Raw genomic sequence first — 19077 nt, 5'->3', positions numbered from 1 at the left:
CGGGCTCAGGCGGGACCGACGAGGTCCGCCACGATCTGCGCGGACAGGGCGACGAGCGGCAGGCCCCCGCCGGGGTGCGACGAGCCGCCGACCAGGAACAGGCCCGGGACGGGGGAGGCGTTGGCGGGGCGGAGGAACGCGGCACGCGCGCCGTTGCTCGACGAGCCGTAGATCGAGCCCCCCACGCTGCCGGTGTCGCGGGCCAGGTCGGCCGGTGTCCGCACCTCGCACCAGCGCAGCCGGTCGCGCACGTCCATGCCGCGGCGGGCGAGGACGTCGAGGACCTCCCCGGCGTAGCGGCCGGCCAGGCCCGGCTCGTCCCAGTCGACCCCGCCGGCCGGGTCGTGCCGCGGCGCGTTCACCAGCACGAACCAGGACTCGCTGTCCTCGTCCGGGCGCAGCGCCGGATCGTCCGGGGCGCTGACGTACACGGTGGGGTCGGCCACCGGGCGGGGCGCCCCCCGGAAGCGGCCGGTACCGAAGACGGCGTCGAACTCCGCGTCGTAGTCCTCGGGGAACAGCACGGTGTGGTGGGCCAGCCCGGTGGTGCGGCCGCGCAGGGCGAGCAGCAGGACCACGCCGGACAGCGACGGGGCGGCCCGGCCCAGGTCGCGGCGGGCCGGGCGGGTACGCCGGTCGGCGGGGAGCAGGTCGGCGTACAGCGCGGCGGCGTCGATGCCGGAGACGACGACGTCGGCGGCCAGCCGTTCCCCGCCGGCGATCTCCACCCCGGCGGCGCGGCCTCCCTCGACGAGCACCCGGCGGACGGCGCTCCCGGTCCGGAGGACGGCGCCGTGCCCCGTGGCCCGCTCGGCGAGGGCCAGCGCCAGGCGGTGCAGCCCGCCCCGGACGTACCAGGAGCCGAACGTCTGCTCGGCGTACGGGACGGTGGCCAGCACGGCCGGAGCCCGCCGGGGGTCCGATCCGGAGTAGGTGGCGTACCGGTCCAGCAGCATCCGCAGGCGGGGATCGTCCAGCTGCCGCTCCCCGAGACCGCGCAGGGTCCGCCAGGGGGCGATGGTCGTGACGTCGGCCGGGTTGCGGGCGAGGCGGGCGAGGGTCGCCACCCCCTGGAGCGGCCGGCGGAGGAACGGCTCCTCGCTGATCCGCCACATCGCCGCCGCGCGGTCGAGCAGGGCCGTCCACTGCTCGGCGGCCCCCGCACCGAGTGCGTCGGTGAGCGCCCGCGCGATCTCCGGCGCGGTTCCGGGCACCGACAGCCCGGTGCCGTCGGGGAACCGGTACGCGACCGCCGGGTCCAGGCGCACGAGGTCGACCACGGCCTCGAGGGGTGCGCCGGTGGCGGCGAAGAGGTCGCGGTAGACCTGCGGCAGGGTGACCAGGCTCGGCCCGGTGTCGAACACGTGGCCGTCCCGCGCGTAGGTGCCGAGCTTCCCGCCCACCCGGTGGGCCTGCTCGAGCACGGTCACGCAGTGGCCGGTCGCGGTCAGGCGCGCGGCCGCGGCGAGGCCGCCCAGGCCCGCACCGATCACGACCACCCGAGCCATGTCGTCACGGTAACCGGCAGCGGCGTACCGGCCCGGCGGCGATCGGCGGTGGGTCGCCCGGCCGGCGGGTCAGGCGGGAACGGCGAGGACCAGGACGGCGAGGTCGTCGGCCTCGTGCCGGGCCCCGGCGAGGTGCCCCTCGACGGCTCCGGCGACCGCCGCGACCGTCGCCTCGGCGTCCTCGCAGGGGAGCTGTCCTGGGAGTCCCACCGGGTGAAGGGGTGACTGCCGGCGCACATCACGAGCCAGGCCGCATGACTCGGCGGCGTCGACCAGCTCGGCGAGCGTGCCGGTCAGGTCGGCCTTCGCCGCGGCGACGGCGGTGCAGATCCCGGTGATGATCTCGATGGTCGGCGGCAGCAACTCGTGCTTGGCCTCGGGACGCTCCTCGAGGCCCTCGGGCGTGATCTCGGCCAGGATCTCGGTCGCCCCCGACGTCGGCTGACGGGTCCGCGGGTCGATCGGTTGGAGCTCCCACTCGACGCCCAGGCTGGCGCGCCCGGAGGAGTGGAAGGGGATCTGCTACCCCGGCGAGCCGAGTCTGGCAGAAGATCGTCCGCCCCTCGGTCGCCGACCGCACCCGGCACCCACCCGGATGCGGTCGGCCTCCGCATCCGGGTGGGGCACCGGGCGCCGATGTCGTTCAGGCGTCGTAGACGACGATGCCCCGGATGTTCTTGCCCGCGTGCATGTCCTCGTAGCCCTGCGCCACCTGGTCGAGCGTGTACCGGTGCGTGATCAGCTCGTCGAGCTTCAGCTGGCCCCGCGTGTAGAGGTCGACGAGCCACGGGATGTCCGCAGTGGGGTTGGAGGCGCCGAACAACGATCCCTGCAGGCGCTTCTGGAAGACGGTCAGCTCACCGATGGACAACGACAGGTCGGTCCGGGTGATATCGCCGACCCCCGTCACGACCACCGTGCCTGCCTTACGGATGGAGGAGAATGCCTGCGAGACGTGCTCGGGGGTGGTCACCCCGACGGTGACGATCGTGGCGTCGGCTCCCTGACCGTTGGTGAACGTCCGGGCCAGTTCGGCCCCCTCCTCGATGTTCTCGACCACGTGGGTGGCGCCGAACTCCATCGCCTTTTCGCGCTTGAAGGCCACGGGGTCGACCGCGATGACCTGGCCCGCGCCGGAGTGCACGGCACCCTGGACGGCGTTGATGCCGATTCCGCCGACCCCCATCACGATGACGGTGTCCCCGGGGTAGATGTCGGCGAGGTTCACCGCGGACCCCCAGCCAGTGCCGACTCCGCACCCGAGCAGGCAGAGGCTCTCCAGCGGCGCGTCGACCGGCACCTTGACGGCGTTGTCCACGTCGACGGTCGTGTACTGGCTGAAGGTCGAGATGCCGAACATCTGCCCGACCGGCTGCCCGTCCAGGCGCATCCGGAAGCTCGTCGGGTCATCCAGCCGCGAGCCGTTCATCAGGCCGGCACCACGGTCGCAGAGGTTCTGCATGCCCCGCGCACACCAGCGGCACTTCCCGCAGGCCGGCAGGAAGGAGAAGACGACGTGGTCACCCTCGGACCATCCACGGACGGCCTCGCCGACCTGGACGACGACGCCGGCACCCTCATGACCGCCGCAGACCGGGTAGATCCCGTACTCCATGTCGCCGGTGGCGACATGGTCATCGGTGTGGCACAACCCCGAGGCCACCATCTTCACGGTGAGCTCGCCCGGACCTGCCTCGTCCAGCTCGAGTTCCGCCGTCTCGTAGCGCCCCGGCACCTGTCGGATGATCGCGCCCTGCGTCTTCACTTCAGTGGCCTCCAGTTCACATCGCCCGTCCGGGAGCACCGGGCCGAGCCCAGATAGTTCGGAACAGATCGTCCGAGTCATAGTGTTGCACATCGGCACGTGATTCGGAGCGCACCTCCTCGGATCCTGCGGTGGTGGCGAAGAGGTGGCGATACACCTGCGGCACGCACCTCCTCCGACGAGATCTCGCGGCGTGGGCGCTCTTCCTGCTGACCTGGCTCGCGTCGTCCGTCGCCGGCTGGGCCGCCTTCAACGGCGAGCAGCGGCAGCGCGGCTCGCCGGAGGCCAAGCCGGTGGGGGCCGGTCACCGGGACGCCGGCCAGACCGGTTGTCAGGGGTCGACGGGGACGGCGAGGACCGGGAGGATCCACATGTCGCCATGTCGCCATGTCGACATCGCGACATGTGGATCCCTCTGCCGGACCTGTGCGACGGCGGTCGACGGACACCGGTCCGGTGACCACCTCACTGGGTTACCGGTTCCCGGACGTGGGCACTCCGCCCGGGACGACGGTTCGACCGCGGGCCGCACGACGACGGGGAGTCCCATGAAGGCAGTGACCTGGCACGGTCAGCGTGACGTACGCGTCGAGGAGGTGCCCGACCCGTTCGTGCAGGAGCCGACCGACGCGGTCATCCGGGTCACGACGTCGAACATCTGCGGCTCGGACCTGCACCTGTACGAGCCGCTGTCGCCCTTCATGGGCGTGGGTGACATCCTCGGCCACGAGAGCATGGGTCAGGTCGTCGAGGTGGGCACCGGCGTGACCGACCTGAAGGTCGGTGACCGGGTCGCCATCCCGTTCCAGATCTCCTGCGGGCACTGCTGGATGTGCCGGCAGCAGCTGTACACCCAGTGCGAGACGACCCAGGTGCGCGATCAGGGCATGGGTGCCGCGCTCTTCGGCTTCTCCAAGCTCTACGGGGAGATCCCCGGAGGCCAGGCTGAGTACCTGCGGGTGCCGCAGGCGCAGTTCACGCACATCAAGCTGCCCGAGGGGCCGGCGGACGACCGCTTCGCCTACCTGTCGGACATCCTGCCCACCGCCTGGCAGGGCGTGGAGTACGCCGCCGTCCCCGAGGGGGGCACGCTGGTCGTCCTCGGACTGGGGCCGATCGGTGACTTCGCCTGCCGGATCGCCCAGCACAAGGGCTACCGGGTGATCGGCGTCGACCTGGTGCCCGAGCGGCTCGAGCGGGTGCGCGCACGGGGCATCGAGGTCGTCGACCTGCGCGAGCACGAGGACGACCTCGGCGACACCATCCGGGACCTGACCGGCGGCCGCGGCCCGGACTCGGTGCTGGACGCCGTGGGCCTCGAGGCGCACGGGTCACCGGCGACGACGTTCGTCCAGAAGGCGGCCGGTCTGCTGCCCAAGGCGATCTCCGCGCCGTTGATGCAGACGGCGGGGGTCGACCGCCTCGACGCGCTGTACTCGGCCATCGACATCGTCCGCCGCGGCGGCACGATCTCGCTGTCCGGGGTGTACGGCGGGATGGCCGATCCGATCCCGATGCTGACGCTCTTCGACAAGCAGATCGCGCTGCACATGGGCCAGTGCAACGTCAAGCGGTGGATCCCCGAGATCATGCCGCTGCTGACCGACGACGACCCGCTGGGCTGCGACACGTTCGCCACCCACCGGGTCCCGCTGTCGCAGGCCCCGGAGATGTACCGGAAGTTCCAGGAGAAGAGCGACGGGGTCGTGAAGGTGCAGCTCAAGCCCGAGCTGTGAGCCTCCCCGGTGCCCCGCTCGCCGAGCGGGGCACCGGTGCGACACTGCGCCGGTGACGAACCCGCACGGCATCGACCTCAACGCCGACCTCGGTGAGGGCTTCGGGGTCTGGCGGCTGGGGGACGACGACGCGCTCCTCGCCGTGGTCACCAGCGCGAACGTGGCCTGCGGCTTCCACGCCGGTGACCCGGCCACGATGCGGCGGGTCTGCGCCGGGGCGGCGGCGGCCGGCGTGGCGGTCGGCGCCCAGGTCTCCTACCGCGACCTGGCCGGGTTCGGCCGGCGGTTCATCGACGTCGACCCGGCCGAGCTGGCCGACGACGTGCTCTACCAGCTCGCCGCGCTCGACGGCATCGCCCGCTCCGTGGGCACCCGGGTGTCCTACGTCAAGCCGCACGGCGCCCTCTACAACGCGGCGGTCACCCACGAGGGCCAGGCGGCCGCGGTCGTCGACGCGGTGCTGGCCTTCGACCGCCGTCTGCCGCTCCTGGGCCTGCCGGGGTCCGCGCTGCTGCGGTCGGCCGAGGCGGCCGGTCTGCGCCCGGTCCCCGAGGGGTTCGCCGACCGCGGGTACACGCCGGGGGGCCGGCTGGTGCCGCGGCGGTCCCCGGGTGCACTCGTCGAGGAGCCGGCCACCGTGGCCGCCCGCGCGGTGCGCATGGCGGCCGACGGGGTGGTCGAGGCCGTGGACGGGACGGCGCTGCTCATGCCGGTCGAGTCGATCTGCGTGCACGGGGACACGCCCGGCGCGGCGGCGATCGCCCGGGCCGTCCGGGCGGCGCTGACCGGGGCGGGGATCGCGCTCCGCCCGTTCTCCGGCTGACCGGTCCGGTCGCCGCCGCGGCGGCGGTCCCGCAGGTGCGGCGCACGGGGCGGTGTCGCCGCTGGTCAGGGAACCGGTGGACCACCGATCATTGCTCCGTGGAACCGAGCGGGGAGCAGGGCCCGACGGTGCTGCCCTGCGGGGACCGGGCACTGCTGGTGGAGGTGGCGGACCTCGCGGCGGTCTCCGCCGTCCGGACCGCGCTGGAGCGGGCCCCGCTGCGCGGGCAGGTGGAGCTGGTTCCGGCCGCCCGCACCGTCCTGGTCGTCCTGGACCGCGCACCGACCGAGCAGGACGCGGCAGCGGTGCGCCGCCTCGCCCCCGGTCCCGCTCCCGGGCCGGACGAGGGTCCGCTGGTCGAGCTGCCGGTCGTGTTCGACGGGCCCGACCTCGCCGAGGTGGCCGCGCTGACCGGCCGCGACGTGGCCGGCCTGGTGGCCGCGCTCGGCGCGGTCGAGCTGACCGTGGCCTTCGGTGGCTTCGCCCCGGGCTTCGGCTACCTGACCGGGCTGCCCGCCGACCTGCACGTGCCGCGCCGGGACACCCCGCGCACCCGCGTGCCGGCCGGGTCGGTCGGCCTCGCGGGACCGTTCGCCGGCGCCTACCCGCGCGCCTCTCCCGGTGGGTGGCAGCTGGTCGGCCGCACCGACGCCGTGCTCTTCGACGTCGACCGGGACCCTCCGGCGCTGCTGACGCCCGGGGTGCGCGTGCGCCTGCGCGAGGTGGGCTGAGTGCTCGAGGTGCTGGCTCCCGGCCCGCTGGCCACCGTCCAGGACAGGGGGCGCCCCGGCTGGGCGTCGATCGGGGTGACCCGTTCGGGCGCGGCCGACCGGGCCGCCGCGGCGCTGGCCAACCGGCTGGTGGGGAACGACGCGGACGCGGCGGTGGTGGAGGTGACCGCCGGGGTCCTCCGGGTGCGCGCCGCCCGCACGCTGCTGGTCGTGGTCACCGGGGCGCCGGCCCCGGTCGCGGTGGACGGCCGGGCCGCCCCCTTCGCGGCCCCGCTGACCCTGCGCCCCGGGCAGGTGCTGGCGCTGGGTGTCCCGGCCGTCGGGCTGCGCAGCTACCTGGCCGTCCGCGGCGGGATCGACGTCCCCCGGGTGCTCGGTTCGCGCAGCACGGACACGTTGTCCGGTCTCGGCCCGCCGCCGCTGCGGGCCGGCGACGCGCTCCCGGTGGGGGCGCAGGCGGGGGAGGAGCCCGTCGTGGACGTCGCCCCGGTGGGATCGCCGTCGTCCCGGCCGGTGCTCGGTGTCCTGCCGGGGCCGCGCCGCGACTGGCTGGCCCCGGCCGCGTGGACCGCCCTCACCACCGCCGGGTGGACGGTGACCGCCGACAGCGACCGCGTCGGGCTGCGGCTCGCCGGCCCGCGGCTGGAGCGTGCGCGGCCCGGGGAGCTGCCGAGCGAGGGGCTGGTCCCCGGCGCGGTGCAGGTGCCACCGGACGGCGCCCCGGTGCTGTTCCTCGTCGACCACCCGGTGACCGGTGGCTACCCGGTGCTGGGCGTCGTCCCCACCGGGGACCTCCCCGCGGCCGCGCAGCTGCGGCCCGGCGACCGGGTGCGGTTCCGCGCGGTGTGACGGGCGGGGTGCCGGGAGGGGCCGGCGCGGCGACGACGCAGTGGCTCGAGGCCGCCGGGGCACGGCAGGAGCTCGCGGTGCGATCCGGAGGATCGCCGGGTCACCGCACGGGCAGCACGGCCGGCCCGGACGGGCCCTGCACCACCTGGGCGCGGGCGCCGTAGTGGGTGCTCAGGGCGGCGGCGGTGAGCACCTCGTCGGGAGCCCCCTCGGCGACCACGCGGCCGCCGGACAGCAGCGCCAGGCGGTCGGCGTACTGCCCGGCCAGGGTGAGGTCGTGCAGCGTGCTCACCACGGTCAGGTCGTCCTGCCGGCGGAGCCGGTCGACCAGGTCGAGGACCTGCTGGGCGTGCCCCAGGTCGAGTGCGGCCGTGGGCTCGTCGAGGAACAGCACGCGGGGCTGCTGGGCCAGCGCCCGCGCCAGGACCGCGCGCTGCTGCTCGCCGCCGGACAGCGTGGTCAGCGGCCGCTCGGCCATCGGCCCGAGCCCGAGCCGGTCCATGACGTCGGCGACGATCTGCCGGTCCACCGCACGGGGGGCGGCCAGCAGCGGCCGGTGCGGCGTCCGGCCGAGGGTGACGTAGTCGCCGGTGGTGACCCCCTCGGGGAGGACGGGGGTCTGCGGTGCGTAGGCCAGGCACCGGGCGCGGTCCTTCCGCGCCATGCCGGTCGTCGGAACGCCGTCGACGCGCACCAGGCCCTCGTGCGGGTGGAAGCCCAGCATCGAGCGCAGCAGCGTGGACTTGCCCGATCCGTTCGGCCCGATGACCGCCAGCCAGCCGCCAGGTTCGACGGTGAGCCGGACCGACTCCAGCACCGTCGTGCGGCCGTAGCCGGCGGTGAGGCCCACGACCTCCACCCGGGCCCCGCCGACGGCCGGGGGTGGCGCCGGCTGCCGTCCCCTCATCGCGACCGGGCCCCGATCCACAGCAGGCCGGCGAAGAACGGCGCGCCGACGAAGGCGGTCACCACCCCGATGGGCAGCTCGGCCGGGGCGAGGACCACGCGGGCGACGAGGTCGGCGAGCACGAGGAAGGCGCCCCCGACCAGCAGCGACAGGGGCAGCACGCGGGTGTTGGCGCCGCCGGTCAGCTTGCGGACGATGTGCGGCACGACCAGCCCGACGAAGCCGATGAGCCCGCTGACGGCGACGGCGGCTGCGGTCGCCAGCGAGGCGGCCAGGATGACGACCAGGCGGAGCCGGCCGGGGTGCACACCGAGCGAGGAGGCCTCGTCGTCGCCCACCGCGAGGACGTCCAGCGCGCGGCCGCTGGCCAGCAGCACGACGCAGGCCACCCCGAGGTAGGGCAGCACCAGGACGATGTCCGACCACTGCGAGCTGCCGAGCTGGCCGAGCAGCCAGCCGTAGATCTGCCGCAGTTCGTCGGTGTTCTGCTGCTGCACCAGGGTCTGCGCGGCGGAGAGGAAGGCGGCGACGGCGATGCCGGCCAGCAGCAGCGTCGCGCTGTGCCACCCGCCGGCCGCGGTGCCCAGCAGCAGGGCCGCCCCGACGCCGAGCAGCGCACCCGCGAAGGCCGCCAGCGGGACCACGCCGATCGGGCCCACCGCCTGGACGGGGGAGTAGGCGATGACCAGCGTCGCCCCGAGGCCGGCGCCGGAGGCGGCCCCGAGCAGGTAGGGGTCGGCCAGCGGGTTGCGGAACACGCCCTGGTAGGCCGCGCCGGAGATGGCCAGGCCGGCGCCGACGAGGACGGCGACCAGCACCCGTGGGAGGCGCAGCTCCATCAGCACCGCCTCGTGCGTGCCCTCCAGACCGCCGGGCACGCTGATCCCCAGCGGGGCCAGCAGCCGGTCGAGCAGGGTGACGACGACGGCGCCCGGGGGGAGGGGCAGCGCGCCCACCCAGACCCCGGCCAGCATCGCGAGGACGAGGGCGAGCCCCGCCCCCGCGAACACCAGCCCGGGCCGCCGCCGCGTGGGCAGCGCCCCCGCGGCCGTGCGCGCCCCCGGCGCCGTCGTCGTCATCGTCGCGTCGTCCCCAGCCGTCCGGCCGTCCTCAGCCCTGCAGGGTGTCGGCGACGGCCTCCGCGAAGTCCGCGATCCGCGGCCCCCAGCGCGAGGCGATGTCGTCGTCGGCCTCCAGGATCCGCCCCTCCTGCACGGCCGGCAGCCCGCCGAAGGCGGGGCGCTCCGCGACGGTCGCCGCCGACTGGTCGCAGCACTTGGTGTCGGCGAGGACGATCAGGCCCGGCTCCTGCCCGGCGATGTACTCCGCCGACAGCTGCGGGTAGCCGCCCGCCGCGTCCGGCGCCTCGTCGGCGATGTTCTCCAGCCCGAACCGGCTGTAGATGCTGCCGATGAAGGTGTCGCTCGTCGCCGAGAAGAAGCTGGGGTCGAGCTCGTGGTAGACGCGGGTCCCCTCGCCGGCGTCGCCGACCGACTCGACCGCGGCATCGATCCGGTCCTGCATGTCGGCGACGACCTCGTCGGCCTCCTCGGCGTGCCCGGTGGCCTCCCCCAGGGTCTCCAGCTGCTCGTAGCTGTCGTCGAGCGTCTCGGCGGCCGGCAGGAGCAGGGTGGGGATGGAGAGCGCGTCGAGCGCGTCGACGATGCCGTTGAGGTCGTCGCTCAGGACCACCAGGTCGGGCGCGTACTCCGCGATCGCCTCGGCGTTGGGGGTGAAGGCCGACAGGTCGGTGGTCGGCGCGTCCGCGGGGTGGTTCGAGTTGTCGTCGACGGCCTCCACCTGCTCTCCGGCGCCGATCGCGAAGAGCATCTCGGTGGCGGTCGCCGACATGGACACGATGTCCTCGGGCCGCTCGTCGAGGGTCAGCTCGCCGTCGGCGCCGGTCACGGTGACCGGGAAGGCGTCGGAGGAGGGGGCGTCGGCCGCCGGCTCGTCGGCGGGGGCGTCGCCCCCGCAGGCGGTCAGCGCCAGGCTCAGGCCGAGCAGGAGAGCGGCGGGGGTCGTCCGCCGATGGCCCCGGGACGTCGTCCGCGGCCGGGAGAGGGAACGGTGCAAGGGAAGAGCCTCCACAGGGAGGCGGCGAGCGTCGCTCATGAGCTGCCCGACGGCAGCGATGCGCGACCCTTACCGCGAGGGTCGGTGACATGCCGCAGGGCAGGCGATCTGGCTCGGGCCACCAGCTGGTGGCCATCACAGTTGCGGGACAGCGCCGGGATTGCACCGGACTTCGCTGCCGTTGCGACACCGACCCGGGGGTCGGCGGGGGAAAGATACCAGGGGGCGGGCTCAGCCCCGGTCGGCGAGCACGCGCGAGTAGACCTCCACATTCTGCGCCGCGATGGCCGGCCAGCCGAACTCGGCGAGCACCCGCGCGCGGCCGGCCGCTCCCATCGCGGCGGCCCGGTCGGGATCGGCGAGCAGCTCGGCCATCCGCGCGGCCAGTCCGCTCTCGAAGGCCCCGACGTCGTCGGGGTCGTAGTGCACGAGCAGCCCGGTCCGGCCGTCGTCGACGACCTCCGGGATCCCGCCCACGTCACTGGCCACCACCGCGGTGCCGCAGGCGGCCGCTTCGAGGTTCACGATGCCCAGCGGCTCGTAGACCGAGGGGACGACGAAGACGGTCGCGCCGGTGATCAGCGGCACGAGCTGCTCGCGCGGCAGCATGGCCTCGATCCACACGACACCCGCGCGGCGGGCCTGCAGCCCGGCGACGGCGTCGGCCACCTGCTGCCGCTCGGCCGGGGTGTCCGCGGCCCCGGCGCACAGGACGAGGCCGACATCGGGGGGCAGCTGCGCGGCGGCGGCCAGCAGGTGGCCGACGCCCTTCTGCCGGGTGATCCGGCCGACGAAGAGGGCGTAGGGCCGGTCGGGGTCGACGCCCAGGCCGCGGACGACCTCCGGGGCGTGCACCGGGCGGTAGGCGTCGGCGTCCACCCCGTTCCCGACGACGTGCACCCGCTCCGGGTCGAGGTCGGGGTAGGCGTCGAGCACGTCGGTGCGCATGCCGTGGCTGACGGCGATCACGGCGTCGGCCGCCAGGTAGGCGGTGCGCTCGACCCACGAGGAGAGCCGGTAGCCCCCACCCAGCTGGTCGGCCTTCCACGGGCGGCGCGGCTCGAGGGAGTGGGCGGTGACCACGTGCGGCACCCCGTGCACGAGCGCGGCGAGCATCCCCGCCCCGTTGGCGTACCAGGTGTGGCTGTGCACGAGGTCCACGCCGCCCAGGGCCGCGGCGATCTCCACGTCGACCCCCACCGCCTGCAGCGCGCCGTTGGCCTCCCGCAGGCCCGCCGGGACGGCGTGCGCGGTGGCTCCGTGTCCCGCCATGCCCGGGCCCCGCGGCTCCCCGAAGCAGTGCACGTCGAGGTCGGGGCCGTCCGGCAGCGACCGGAGGGCCGCGGCCAGGTGCTCGATGTGGACACCGGCCCCGCCGTAGACGTCCGGCGGCCACTCGCGGGTCACGATGCCGATGCGCATGGGGGGAGCCTAGGGATTCCGCCGGCCCCCGGCCTCCTTGCCGGGCCCCGACGCGACCGTGCCGGCGGTGGGGGCAGGAGGTCCCTCTACACCCGAGGGGGCGGATCAGGCACCGGCAGGGCGCGGAAGCACAGCTCAGCGGCTACGTTGCGACCATGCGCGGCGGTCCTCGGGTTCTCGGCATCGTGCTCGCCGGCGGCGAGGGCAAGCGGCTCTCGCCCCTGACCGCGGACCGGGCGAAACCCGCGGTGCCCTTCGGGGGGAACTACCGGCTGATCGACTTCGTGCTGTCGAACCTGGTGAACGCCGAGATCCGGCAGATCGCCGTCCTCACGCAGTACAAGAGCCACAGCCTGGACCGGCACATCACCCAGACCTGGCGGATGTCGCAGCTGCTCGGCAACTACATCACCCCGGTCCCGGCGCAGCAGCGGCTCGGGCCGCGCTGGTACACCGGCAGCGCCGACGCGATCTTCCAGAGCCTGAACCTGATCTACGACGAGCGGCCGGAGATCGTCGTCGTCTTCGGCGCCGACCACGTGTACCGGATGGACCCGGGCCAGATGGTCGACCAGCACCTGCAGACCGGTGCGGGCGTCACCATCGCCGGGCTGCGGGTGTCGCGGCGGGAGGCGACGGAGTTCGGCGTGATCGACGCCGACGCCGACGGAAAGGTGCGGGGGTTCCTGGAGAAGCCGGCCGACCCGCCCGGCCTGCCGGACTCGCCCGAGGAGAGCTTCGCCTCCATGGGCAACTACGTCTTCACCACCGATGCGCTGCTCGAGGCGCTGCGGGCCGACGCGGAGGACGAGGACTCCGTCCACGACATGGGCGGCTCGATCATGCCGATGCTCGCCGACGCCGGCGAGGCCTGGGTCTACGACTTCTCCACCAACATCGTCCCGGGCGCCACCGAACGGGACCACGGCTACTGGCGCGACGTCGGCACCATCGACGCCTACTACGACGCGCACATGGACCTCGTCTCGGTGTCGCCGGTCTTCAACCTCTACAACGACCGCTGGCCCATCTACACCCTCCCGCCGCAGCTGCCGCCGGCCAAGTTCGTCCTCGGCGGCCGTGCCGAGGAGTCGATGGTCAGCGCCGGCGCGATCATCGGCGGCGGGTCGGTGCACAACTCGGTGGTCTCCCCGGGGGTGCGGGTCGAGCGCGGCGCTCGGGTCGAGGACAGCGTGCTCATGGACGGTGTGCACATCGGGGAGGGCGCCTACGTGCGCCGGACGATCCTGGACAAGAACGTCGTCGTGCCGCCGTGGGCGCGGATCGGCGTGGACACGGTGACCGATCGCGAGCGGTACCACGTGAGCGAGGGCGGCGTGACCGTCCTCGGCAAGGGCGCCCGCGCGGTCGTGTGATGAAGAACCCCCTTCTCCCCGCCCCTCGCACGCTCGGGGCGGTGCCCTGAAGGGGGCCATGAGCGCGGGGGTGCGGCCGCTGGTCGTGACGTTGCTGCTCGACGAGGAGGCGCAGGCGCGGTTCGACCGGCTGCGCGCCGAGCACTTCCCGGCGAGGCCGCTTCCCGGGGAGGACGGGGTGTTCCGGCTGGCCGCCCACGTCACCCTCTTCCACGCGCTTCCCGGGGAGCACCTCGACGCCGTCCGTGCCGATCTCGCGTCGGCTGCCGACCGGCCGGCCTTCGACGTCGGCGTGACCGGGGTCCGCTTCCTCGGCCGGGGGATCGCCTTCACGCTCGACTCGTCCGAGCTGGCCGCGGTGCGCACCGGGCTGGCCGGGGCGTGGCGGCCGTGGCTCACGCCGCAGGACCGGCAGCGCCACGCACCGCACGTGACGGTGCAGAACAAGGTGGACCCGGCCGTGGCCCGGGCGCTGCACGAGCGGCTGCTCGCCGGCTTCGTGCCGTACGACGTCCGCGCCCGAGGGCTGGCGCTGTGGCGCTACCTCGGCGGCCCGTGGGAGCCGGTGGCGGAGTGGCCGTTCCGCTGAGCCGGGCACTGCCGCCGCCGACGTCACCCGCTGATCGGCTCCGTCGCGGGTCTCAGGCGCGCTTGGTGGCGACCAGCAGGCCGTCGCCGATGGGCAGCACGGCCGGCAGCAGCGTCTCGTCCTCGCGGATGGCCCGGGCGATCTCCCGGGCGGCCACGGTCTGCGGATCGCGGGCGGTGCGATCGGCCACCCGGCCACCGGCCAGCAGCCCGTGGCAGGCCAGCGTGCCGCCGGCGCGGACCAGGTCGAGCAGGGCGGGCAGGTGATCGGCGTAGTCCCGCGGCGGGCCGTCGCAGACCACCATGTCGTACCCGCCGGGGGAGAGCCGGGGGAGCACCTCCGCCGGGGTGCCGAAGATCAGCCGCGCCCGGCTGGAGGTCACCCCGGCGTCGGCGAACGCCGAGCGGGCCGCGCGCAGCTGCTCGGGATCGCCGTCCAGCGCGGTGAGCACGCCGTCCGCGCGCATCCCGCGCAGCAGCCACAGCCCGGCCAGCCCGCCGCCGCTGCCGATCGACACGACCGAGCGCGCCTCGACGGCGGCGGCCAGGACGGCCAGGGTGGCGCCGACCGCCGGCCCGACCGGCCGGGAACCGGCCAGCTGGGCCGCGCGGGCGCGGGCCGCCACCATCTCGGGGGTCTCGACCGCGAACCGGTCGGCGTAGGCGGCGCCCTCGGGACCGCCTCCCGGCGGCGGTTGGTCGGCGCTCATCACCCGCCGAGGGTAGTGGTCCGGGCAGCGGGCGGGGCCGGGCCGCCCGGCCCGGGGTGTCGCCCGACCGGTCGCCGGCCCCGTACCTGTGGGTTTCCTGCGAGCCGCTGTGCGCGGGAACACCGGCGCCCGTGCCGTCCGTTGATCATGTCGTGCGCCTGAAGCGAGCCGCGACCACGGATCCCACCCACACCGGGGAGGTGTCGGGCCCTGCGGTCTGCGATCCTCAGAGCGTGTCCGAGCCCGCCGTTCCCCCCGCGCCCGAGGCGGCGTGGGTCGCGCCCACCTGGGAGCAGGTCGTGCGCGACCACTCCGCGCGCGTGTACCGGCTGGCCTACCGGCTCTCGGGCAATCCCCAGGACGCCGAGGACCTGACCCAGGAGACGTTCGTCCGGGTGTTCCGCTCGCTGGCGGACTTCTCGCCGGGCACCTTCGAGGGCTGGCTGCACCGCATCACCACCAACCTCTTCCTGGACATGGTCCGCCGCCGGCAGCGGATCCGGTTCGACGCGCTGCCCGAGGACACCGAGCGCCTGCCCGGCACCGCGCCGAGCCCCGAGCAGGTCTACGCCGACACCCACCTGGATCCGCAGGTGCAGGCGGCGCTGGATGCGCTCTCGCCGGAGTTCCGCGTCGCCGTCGTCCTCTGCGACATCGAGGGCCTGACCTACGAGGAGATCGCGGCCACGCTGGGCATCAAGCTCGGCACGGTCCGCAGCCGCATCCACCGCGGCCGCGTCCAGCTGCGGCAGGCGCTGGCCCACCTCGCCCCTGGCCGCAGCTCCGTCGGGACCGGAGGCGCCCCCGCATGAGCATCCCGGAGAGCCACCTGGCGCAGGAGGCCATCGCCGCGCTGGTCGACGGGGAGCTGCCCGCCGGCCCGGCCGGCCGCGCCGCCCGGCACCTCTCCGGCTGCCTCCAGTGCCGCCTGGCCGTCGAGGCGCAGCGCGAGGCGAAGGAGGCCCTGCACGGTTCACGGGACGTGGCAGTGCCGGGCGACCTGATGTCGCGGCTGTGCGCCATCCCGTTCACCACCGACGTCTGCGGTCCCGGCGGCGGCGGGCTCGGGACCGTGGCCGCCGGGCCCGGAGGGCTCACCGTCAGCGGCGCCTCCGGCGACTGGTCGGTGGACCTGCAGCCGCAGCAGCGGCCCGCCCGGCCCGGCCACGCCCGCTGGCTCCGGCGGGGGCTCGCCGGGACGATGCTCGGCCTCGGTGCCGGCGTCACGGTCCTGGCGCTGAACCTGCCGGCCGGCGGGGCCACCGACCCGGGGCCCCGGGGGCCGGTGGCCGGTCCCTCGGCACCCGAGCAGCACACCGAGGTCGTCCCGCCGGTCGTGCGCACCGTGACCGTCGGGGCCGGTGCGGCGACGACAGCTCCGGGCGGGACCCCCTGAGCACCTCCGACCAGCGACCGTCCGACGGGCCGGCTCCGGGCTCCGGCGGCACCGCGCCGCGCGAGGAGGCCTTCGTCCGGCCGCCCGGGGTGACCGGCGCCTTCGCCGACGTCCCCGACCGGCTGGCGCCCCGACCGTCGCCGGCGGACCGCCCGCCGCCGGAGCAGGAGGCGGCGTTCGGCCGCCCGGCGGCCGCCGTGGGCGGCTTCGCCGACGGGCGGCCCACCCCGCCGCCCCGTCCGGTGCCACCGCCGCCGGCGGAGGCGCTGCTGCGCGCGTTCGGCCCCAAGGGCACGGGGGAGCGGGGCCTGCAGGAACCACCCGGCGGCCGACCCGGCCGCCGCCGCACCGCCGCCGGTCCCTGGTGGAAGTCCGACGCCCGCAGCGACCCGTGGCGGGACCCGTACGCGCCGGCCGGCCTCGGCGCGCCCGCCGTCTACGACGAGGCCAGCCGGCCCGGGCCGGTGGTCGTCGAACCGCAGGACCGCACGAAGCTGCGGGTGCGCGACCTGTCGGTGCGGCTGTCGGTGCTCGCCCTGCTCGCCGTGCTGCTCGTCGGCGCGATCGGCGGCGGCGCCGGCTGGTACCTGACCAAGACCAACGACGAGACGCCGCTGCTCGCGCCCGGCACCCAGCTCTCCCAGGTGGACCCCGGCATCACCCGGGAACCGGGCTCGGTGTCGCAGATCGCGGAGAGCGTCATGCCGTCGGTCGTCTCCATCGAGGTGCGGGTCGGGCAGGCCGGGGCAACCGGCTCCGGCGTGGTCGTGGACGCCGAGAACGGCTACATCGTCACGAACAACCACGTCGTCTCCGGTGCCGACGGGGTGGAGGGCGCGGAGATCCGCGCCGTCTTCGTCGACGGCAGCGGCTCGGCGGCCCGCATCGTCGGGCGCGACCCGGCCAGCGACATCGCCGTCCTCAAGGTGGAGAAGCCCGGTCTGGTCGCCGCCTCCCTCGGCAGCTCCGACGACGTCGTCGTCGGCGACCCCGTCGTCGCGATCGGGTCGCCGCTGGGGCTGGCCGGCACGGTGACCAGCGGCATCGTCAGCGCCCTGGAGCGGCCGGTCCGGCTGGCCGGCGAGGGTAGCGACACCAACGCGGTGATCAGCGCCGTGCAGACCGACGCCCCGATCAACCCCGGCAACTCCGGGGGCGCGCTGGTCGACGCCAGCGGGGCGCTGATCGGCATCAACACCGCCATCGCCTCCACCGGGGCCGGCGGCTCGATCGGCCTGGGCTTCGCGATCCCGGTCGACACGATGCGCGACATCGCCGAGCAGCTGATCGAGAGCGGATCGGCCGTGCACTCCTCGCTCGGGGTGAACACCCGTTCGGTGACCGACGGCACCCGGGACGGCGCCCTGGTGCTGAACGTGGAGCCGAGCAGCGCCGCGGCGGCCGCGGGCATCCGCGAGGAGGACGTCGTCATCGCCGTCGAGGGGGAGCGGGTCGGCAGCTCGGAGGAGCTGGTGGTCGCCGTCGACGCGTTCCAGCCGGGTGACACCATCACCGTCGAGGTCGTGCGCGGCGGCGGGTCGATCGAGCTCGAGGCCACGCTCGACGCTGCCTAGCTGTACTGCCCAGCCAGGTTGTTCAAGCGGGTGATCGGGGAGTGCTTGCCGATCGCGGTGTGGGGCCGGTGATGGTTGTACTCGTGCAGCCAGGCGGGCAGGGCCTTCCGGCGGGCTGACTCGCTGTAGAACATGCGGGCGAAAGCCCAGCCGTCGGCCATGGTGCGGTGGAAGCGCTCGATCTTGCCGTTGGTCTGCGGCCGGTAGGGCCGGGTCCGCTTGGGCGTGATGCCGAGCTCGAGGCATGCGTCGCGCCAGGCGTGGGAGCGGTAGGCCGAGCCGTTGTCGGATAGCACCCGCTGGGTGGTGACGCCGCGGGCGGCGAACCAGGCCACCGCGCGGCGCAGGACGTCGATGGCGGTGGCGGCGGTCTCGTCGTCGTGGATCTCGGCGTAGGCGACGCGGCTGTGGTCATCGATCACGGTGTGCACGAAGGCGGTGCCCAGCAGCGGGCCGTGGTGCTTGCTGCGGGGCTTGCCTGCCGTGGCGGCGCGGTTCTTGTGGCCCTGCTGGCGGCCGGTGTAGCGCCAGCCGCCGCCGTCGGGGATGTTGCCCAGCTTCTTCACGTCGACGTGCAGCAGCGAGCCGGGGTGATCGTGTTCGTAGCGGCGGATCGGTTCTCCGGTGGCGCGGTCGACGTGGGAGAGCCGGTTGATCCGGCAGCGGACCAGCACCGCGTGCACGGTCGAGGCCGCCAGGCCGAGGCGGTCGGCGATCTGCACCGGCCCGAGTCGCTTCTTCCACCGCAGGTGCACGATCTTGCGCACGATCGGCCGCGGCGTGCGCCGCGGGCAGGCATGCGGCCGGGAGCTGCGGTCTTCCATCGCCGCCGGCCCGCAGGTGCGGTAGCGGTCGGCCCACTTCTCGGCCGTGGGCCAGGCGACGTTGAACACCGCCGCGGCGTAGCTGATCGTCCAGCCGCCATCGACCACGGCGCGAGCAAGCTTCAGACGGTGGCGGGGAGTCAGGGCAGCGTTAGCGTGGGCCAGGAGGACCTCCGGGTTCGTGTAGTGGGTGCCTTCAGCAGCTCCACTCCACGTCCGGAGGTCCTCCTCGCACAAGATCTTCAGTCAGATCCCGTGGTCACACGTCCTCGACCAACGTCTCTGGTCAGTACACCTAGCCGGCGGCCGCCACACGCGCGGCTCGAACCCTGCGGGGGCCTTCTACGCTGGGACCGACGGAGGGAGGTGGCCGGTGTTCGACTCGATCGGGTGGGGCGAGATCATCGTCCTCGGGCTGGCCGCGCTGTTCATCTTCGGCCCGGAACGCCTGCCGGACCTCGCCAAGGACGCCGCGGCCGGGCTCAAGCGGGTGCGGGCCGCGGTCACCGGTATCCGCGAGCAGGTGAACGAGTCCCTCGGTGACGACCTGCCCGAGTTCCGGGACATCGACCTGCGCAAGTACCACCCCAAGACCTTCATCCGCAGCCAGCTGCTGGGCGAGGACGACGAGCCCACCGTGCACCGAGGGAGCTCCGCCGCCGCTGCCGCCGCACCGGTCGTCGCCCGCCCCCGGGACCGAGCCGTCCCGCCGCCGTTCGACCCCGACGCCACATGATCTGTCGTCCTCCGGACGACACCGCGGCCACGAGCCGTCCCCCTGCAGCGTGGAGC

At 74.7% G+C, this 19077-nt stretch carries 19 protein-coding genes; 10 read left to right on the top strand and 9 right to left on the bottom strand.

The genetic code is table 11. The features are described 5' to 3' along the window. Positions 1-5 precede the first annotated feature (5 nt). The 3 genes from BM142_RS15555 to BM142_RS15545 all read right to left on the bottom strand — a co-directional run bounded on the left by BM142_RS15555 (position 6) and on the right by BM142_RS15545 (position 3273). Positions 6-1508, bottom strand: coding sequence for a phytoene desaturase family protein (locus BM142_RS15555; RefSeq protein ID WP_092200717.1), 1503 nt, complete (start codon positions 1506-1508; stop codon positions 6-8). A 69-nt stretch (positions 1509-1577) separates the two neighbouring features. Next, entirely contained in the window at positions 1578-1970 is a 393-nt protein-coding gene (locus BM142_RS15550; RefSeq protein ID WP_254791012.1) for a hypothetical protein, read from the bottom strand. Positions 1971-2151: 181 nt separating this feature from the next. Further along, on the bottom strand, positions 2152-3273 hold the full coding sequence (locus tag BM142_RS15545; protein WP_092200714.1) for an NDMA-dependent alcohol dehydrogenase: 1122 nt from the start codon (positions 3271-3273) through the stop codon (positions 2152-2154). A gap of 548 nt (positions 3274-3821) precedes the next feature. Between BM142_RS15545 and BM142_RS15540 the strand changes: the two genes are divergently transcribed. From BM142_RS15540 to BM142_RS15525, 4 genes are all read left to right on the top strand, one after another. Continuing rightward, the gene (locus BM142_RS15540) at positions 3822-5009 is read left to right on the top strand and encodes a zinc-dependent alcohol dehydrogenase (RefSeq protein WP_092200711.1); all 1188 of its coding nucleotides are present in this window, start codon (positions 3822-3824) and stop codon (positions 5007-5009) included. Between the two features lie 52 nt (positions 5010-5061). Continuing rightward, entirely contained in the window at positions 5062-5832 is a 771-nt protein-coding gene (locus BM142_RS15535; RefSeq protein ID WP_254791004.1) for a LamB/YcsF family protein, read from the top strand. Between the two features lie 98 nt (positions 5833-5930). Further along, on the top strand, positions 5931-6563 hold the full coding sequence (locus BM142_RS15530) for a 5-oxoprolinase subunit B family protein (RefSeq protein WP_254791003.1): 633 nt from the start codon (positions 5931-5933) through the stop codon (positions 6561-6563). Next, positions 6564-7412, top strand: a complete 849-nt coding sequence (locus tag BM142_RS15525; protein WP_092200708.1) for a 5-oxoprolinase subunit C family protein — start codon at positions 6564-6566, stop codon at positions 7410-7412. A 100-nt stretch (positions 7413-7512) separates the two neighbouring features. Here BM142_RS15525 and BM142_RS15520 read toward each other — a convergent pair whose 3' ends face one another. From BM142_RS15520 to glgA, 4 genes are all read right to left on the bottom strand, one after another. Beyond that, positions 7513-8319, bottom strand: a complete 807-nt coding sequence (locus tag BM142_RS15520) for an ABC transporter ATP-binding protein (protein ID WP_092200953.1) — start codon at positions 8317-8319, stop codon at positions 7513-7515. After that, positions 8316-9398 carry a FecCD family ABC transporter permease gene (locus BM142_RS15515; RefSeq protein ID WP_092200705.1) on the bottom strand — a complete coding sequence of 361 codons (1083 nt, stop codon included), beginning with the start codon at positions 9396-9398 and terminating at the stop codon, positions 8316-8318. The genes BM142_RS15520 and BM142_RS15515 overlap by 4 nt, the downstream gene beginning before the upstream one ends. 31 nt (positions 9399-9429) lie before the next feature. Further along, on the bottom strand, positions 9430-10395 hold the full coding sequence (locus BM142_RS15510; RefSeq protein ID WP_254791002.1) for an ABC transporter substrate-binding protein: 966 nt from the start codon (positions 10393-10395) through the stop codon (positions 9430-9432). 231 nt (positions 10396-10626) lie between these two features. Then, entirely contained in the window at positions 10627-11817 is a 1191-nt protein-coding gene (gene glgA, locus BM142_RS15505; protein WP_092200699.1) for a glycogen synthase, read from the bottom strand. Positions 11818-11972: 155 nt separating this feature from the next. Between glgA and glgC the strand changes: the two genes are divergently transcribed. Next, the gene (gene glgC / locus BM142_RS15500) at positions 11973-13193 is read left to right on the top strand and encodes a glucose-1-phosphate adenylyltransferase (protein WP_092200696.1); all 1221 of its coding nucleotides are present in this window, start codon (positions 11973-11975) and stop codon (positions 13191-13193) included. Positions 13194-13251: 58 nt separating this feature from the next. Next, a complete protein-coding gene (locus BM142_RS15495; protein WP_092200693.1) occupies positions 13252-13782 on the top strand; it encodes a 2'-5' RNA ligase family protein in 531 nt (176 codons plus the stop codon). A gap of 52 nt (positions 13783-13834) precedes the next feature. Here BM142_RS15495 and BM142_RS15490 read toward each other — a convergent pair whose 3' ends face one another. Next, on the bottom strand, positions 13835-14491 hold the full coding sequence (locus BM142_RS15490; protein ID WP_254791001.1) for an O-methyltransferase: 657 nt from the start codon (positions 14489-14491) through the stop codon (positions 13835-13837). A 233-nt stretch (positions 14492-14724) separates the two neighbouring features. On the opposite strand from BM142_RS15490, the gene sigE reads away from it, so the two are divergent. The 3 genes from sigE (at position 14725) to BM142_RS15475 (ending at position 17461) form a co-directional block, all read left to right on the top strand. After that, on the top strand, positions 14725-15303 hold the full coding sequence (gene sigE / locus BM142_RS15485) for an RNA polymerase sigma factor SigE (RefSeq protein WP_092200687.1): 579 nt from the start codon (positions 14725-14727) through the stop codon (positions 15301-15303). Beyond that, on the top strand, positions 15300-15887 hold the full coding sequence (locus BM142_RS15480) for an anti-sigma factor family protein (RefSeq protein WP_092200684.1): 588 nt from the start codon (positions 15300-15302) through the stop codon (positions 15885-15887). Before sigE ends, BM142_RS15480 begins: the two co-directional genes overlap by 4 nt. An 89-nt stretch (positions 15888-15976) precedes the next feature. Then, positions 15977-17461: a S1C family serine protease gene (locus tag BM142_RS15475; RefSeq protein ID WP_092200680.1), complete on the top strand. Its 1485-nt coding sequence runs from the start codon at positions 15977-15979 to the stop codon at positions 17459-17461. Here the strand turns inward: BM142_RS15475 and BM142_RS15470 are convergent. Continuing rightward, on the bottom strand, positions 17458-18450 hold the full coding sequence (locus BM142_RS15470) for an IS481 family transposase (RefSeq protein ID WP_092200950.1): 993 nt from the start codon (positions 18448-18450) through the stop codon (positions 17458-17460). The genes BM142_RS15475 and BM142_RS15470 overlap by 4 nt on opposite strands. Positions 18451-18658: 208 nt before the next feature. Between BM142_RS15470 and BM142_RS15465 the strand changes: the two genes are divergently transcribed. After that, on the top strand, positions 18659-19021 hold the full coding sequence (locus BM142_RS15465) for a twin-arginine translocase TatA/TatE family subunit (protein ID WP_092200677.1): 363 nt from the start codon (positions 18659-18661) through the stop codon (positions 19019-19021). The last annotated feature ends 56 nt before the right edge of the window (positions 19022-19077 follow it).

It is taken from the genome of Blastococcus tunisiensis (assembly GCF_900112815.1).
Taxonomy (GTDB): domain Bacteria; phylum Actinomycetota; class Actinomycetes; order Mycobacteriales; family Geodermatophilaceae; genus Blastococcus_B; species Blastococcus_B tunisiensis.
This window is presented reverse-complemented; position numbering and strand designations above follow the sequence as displayed.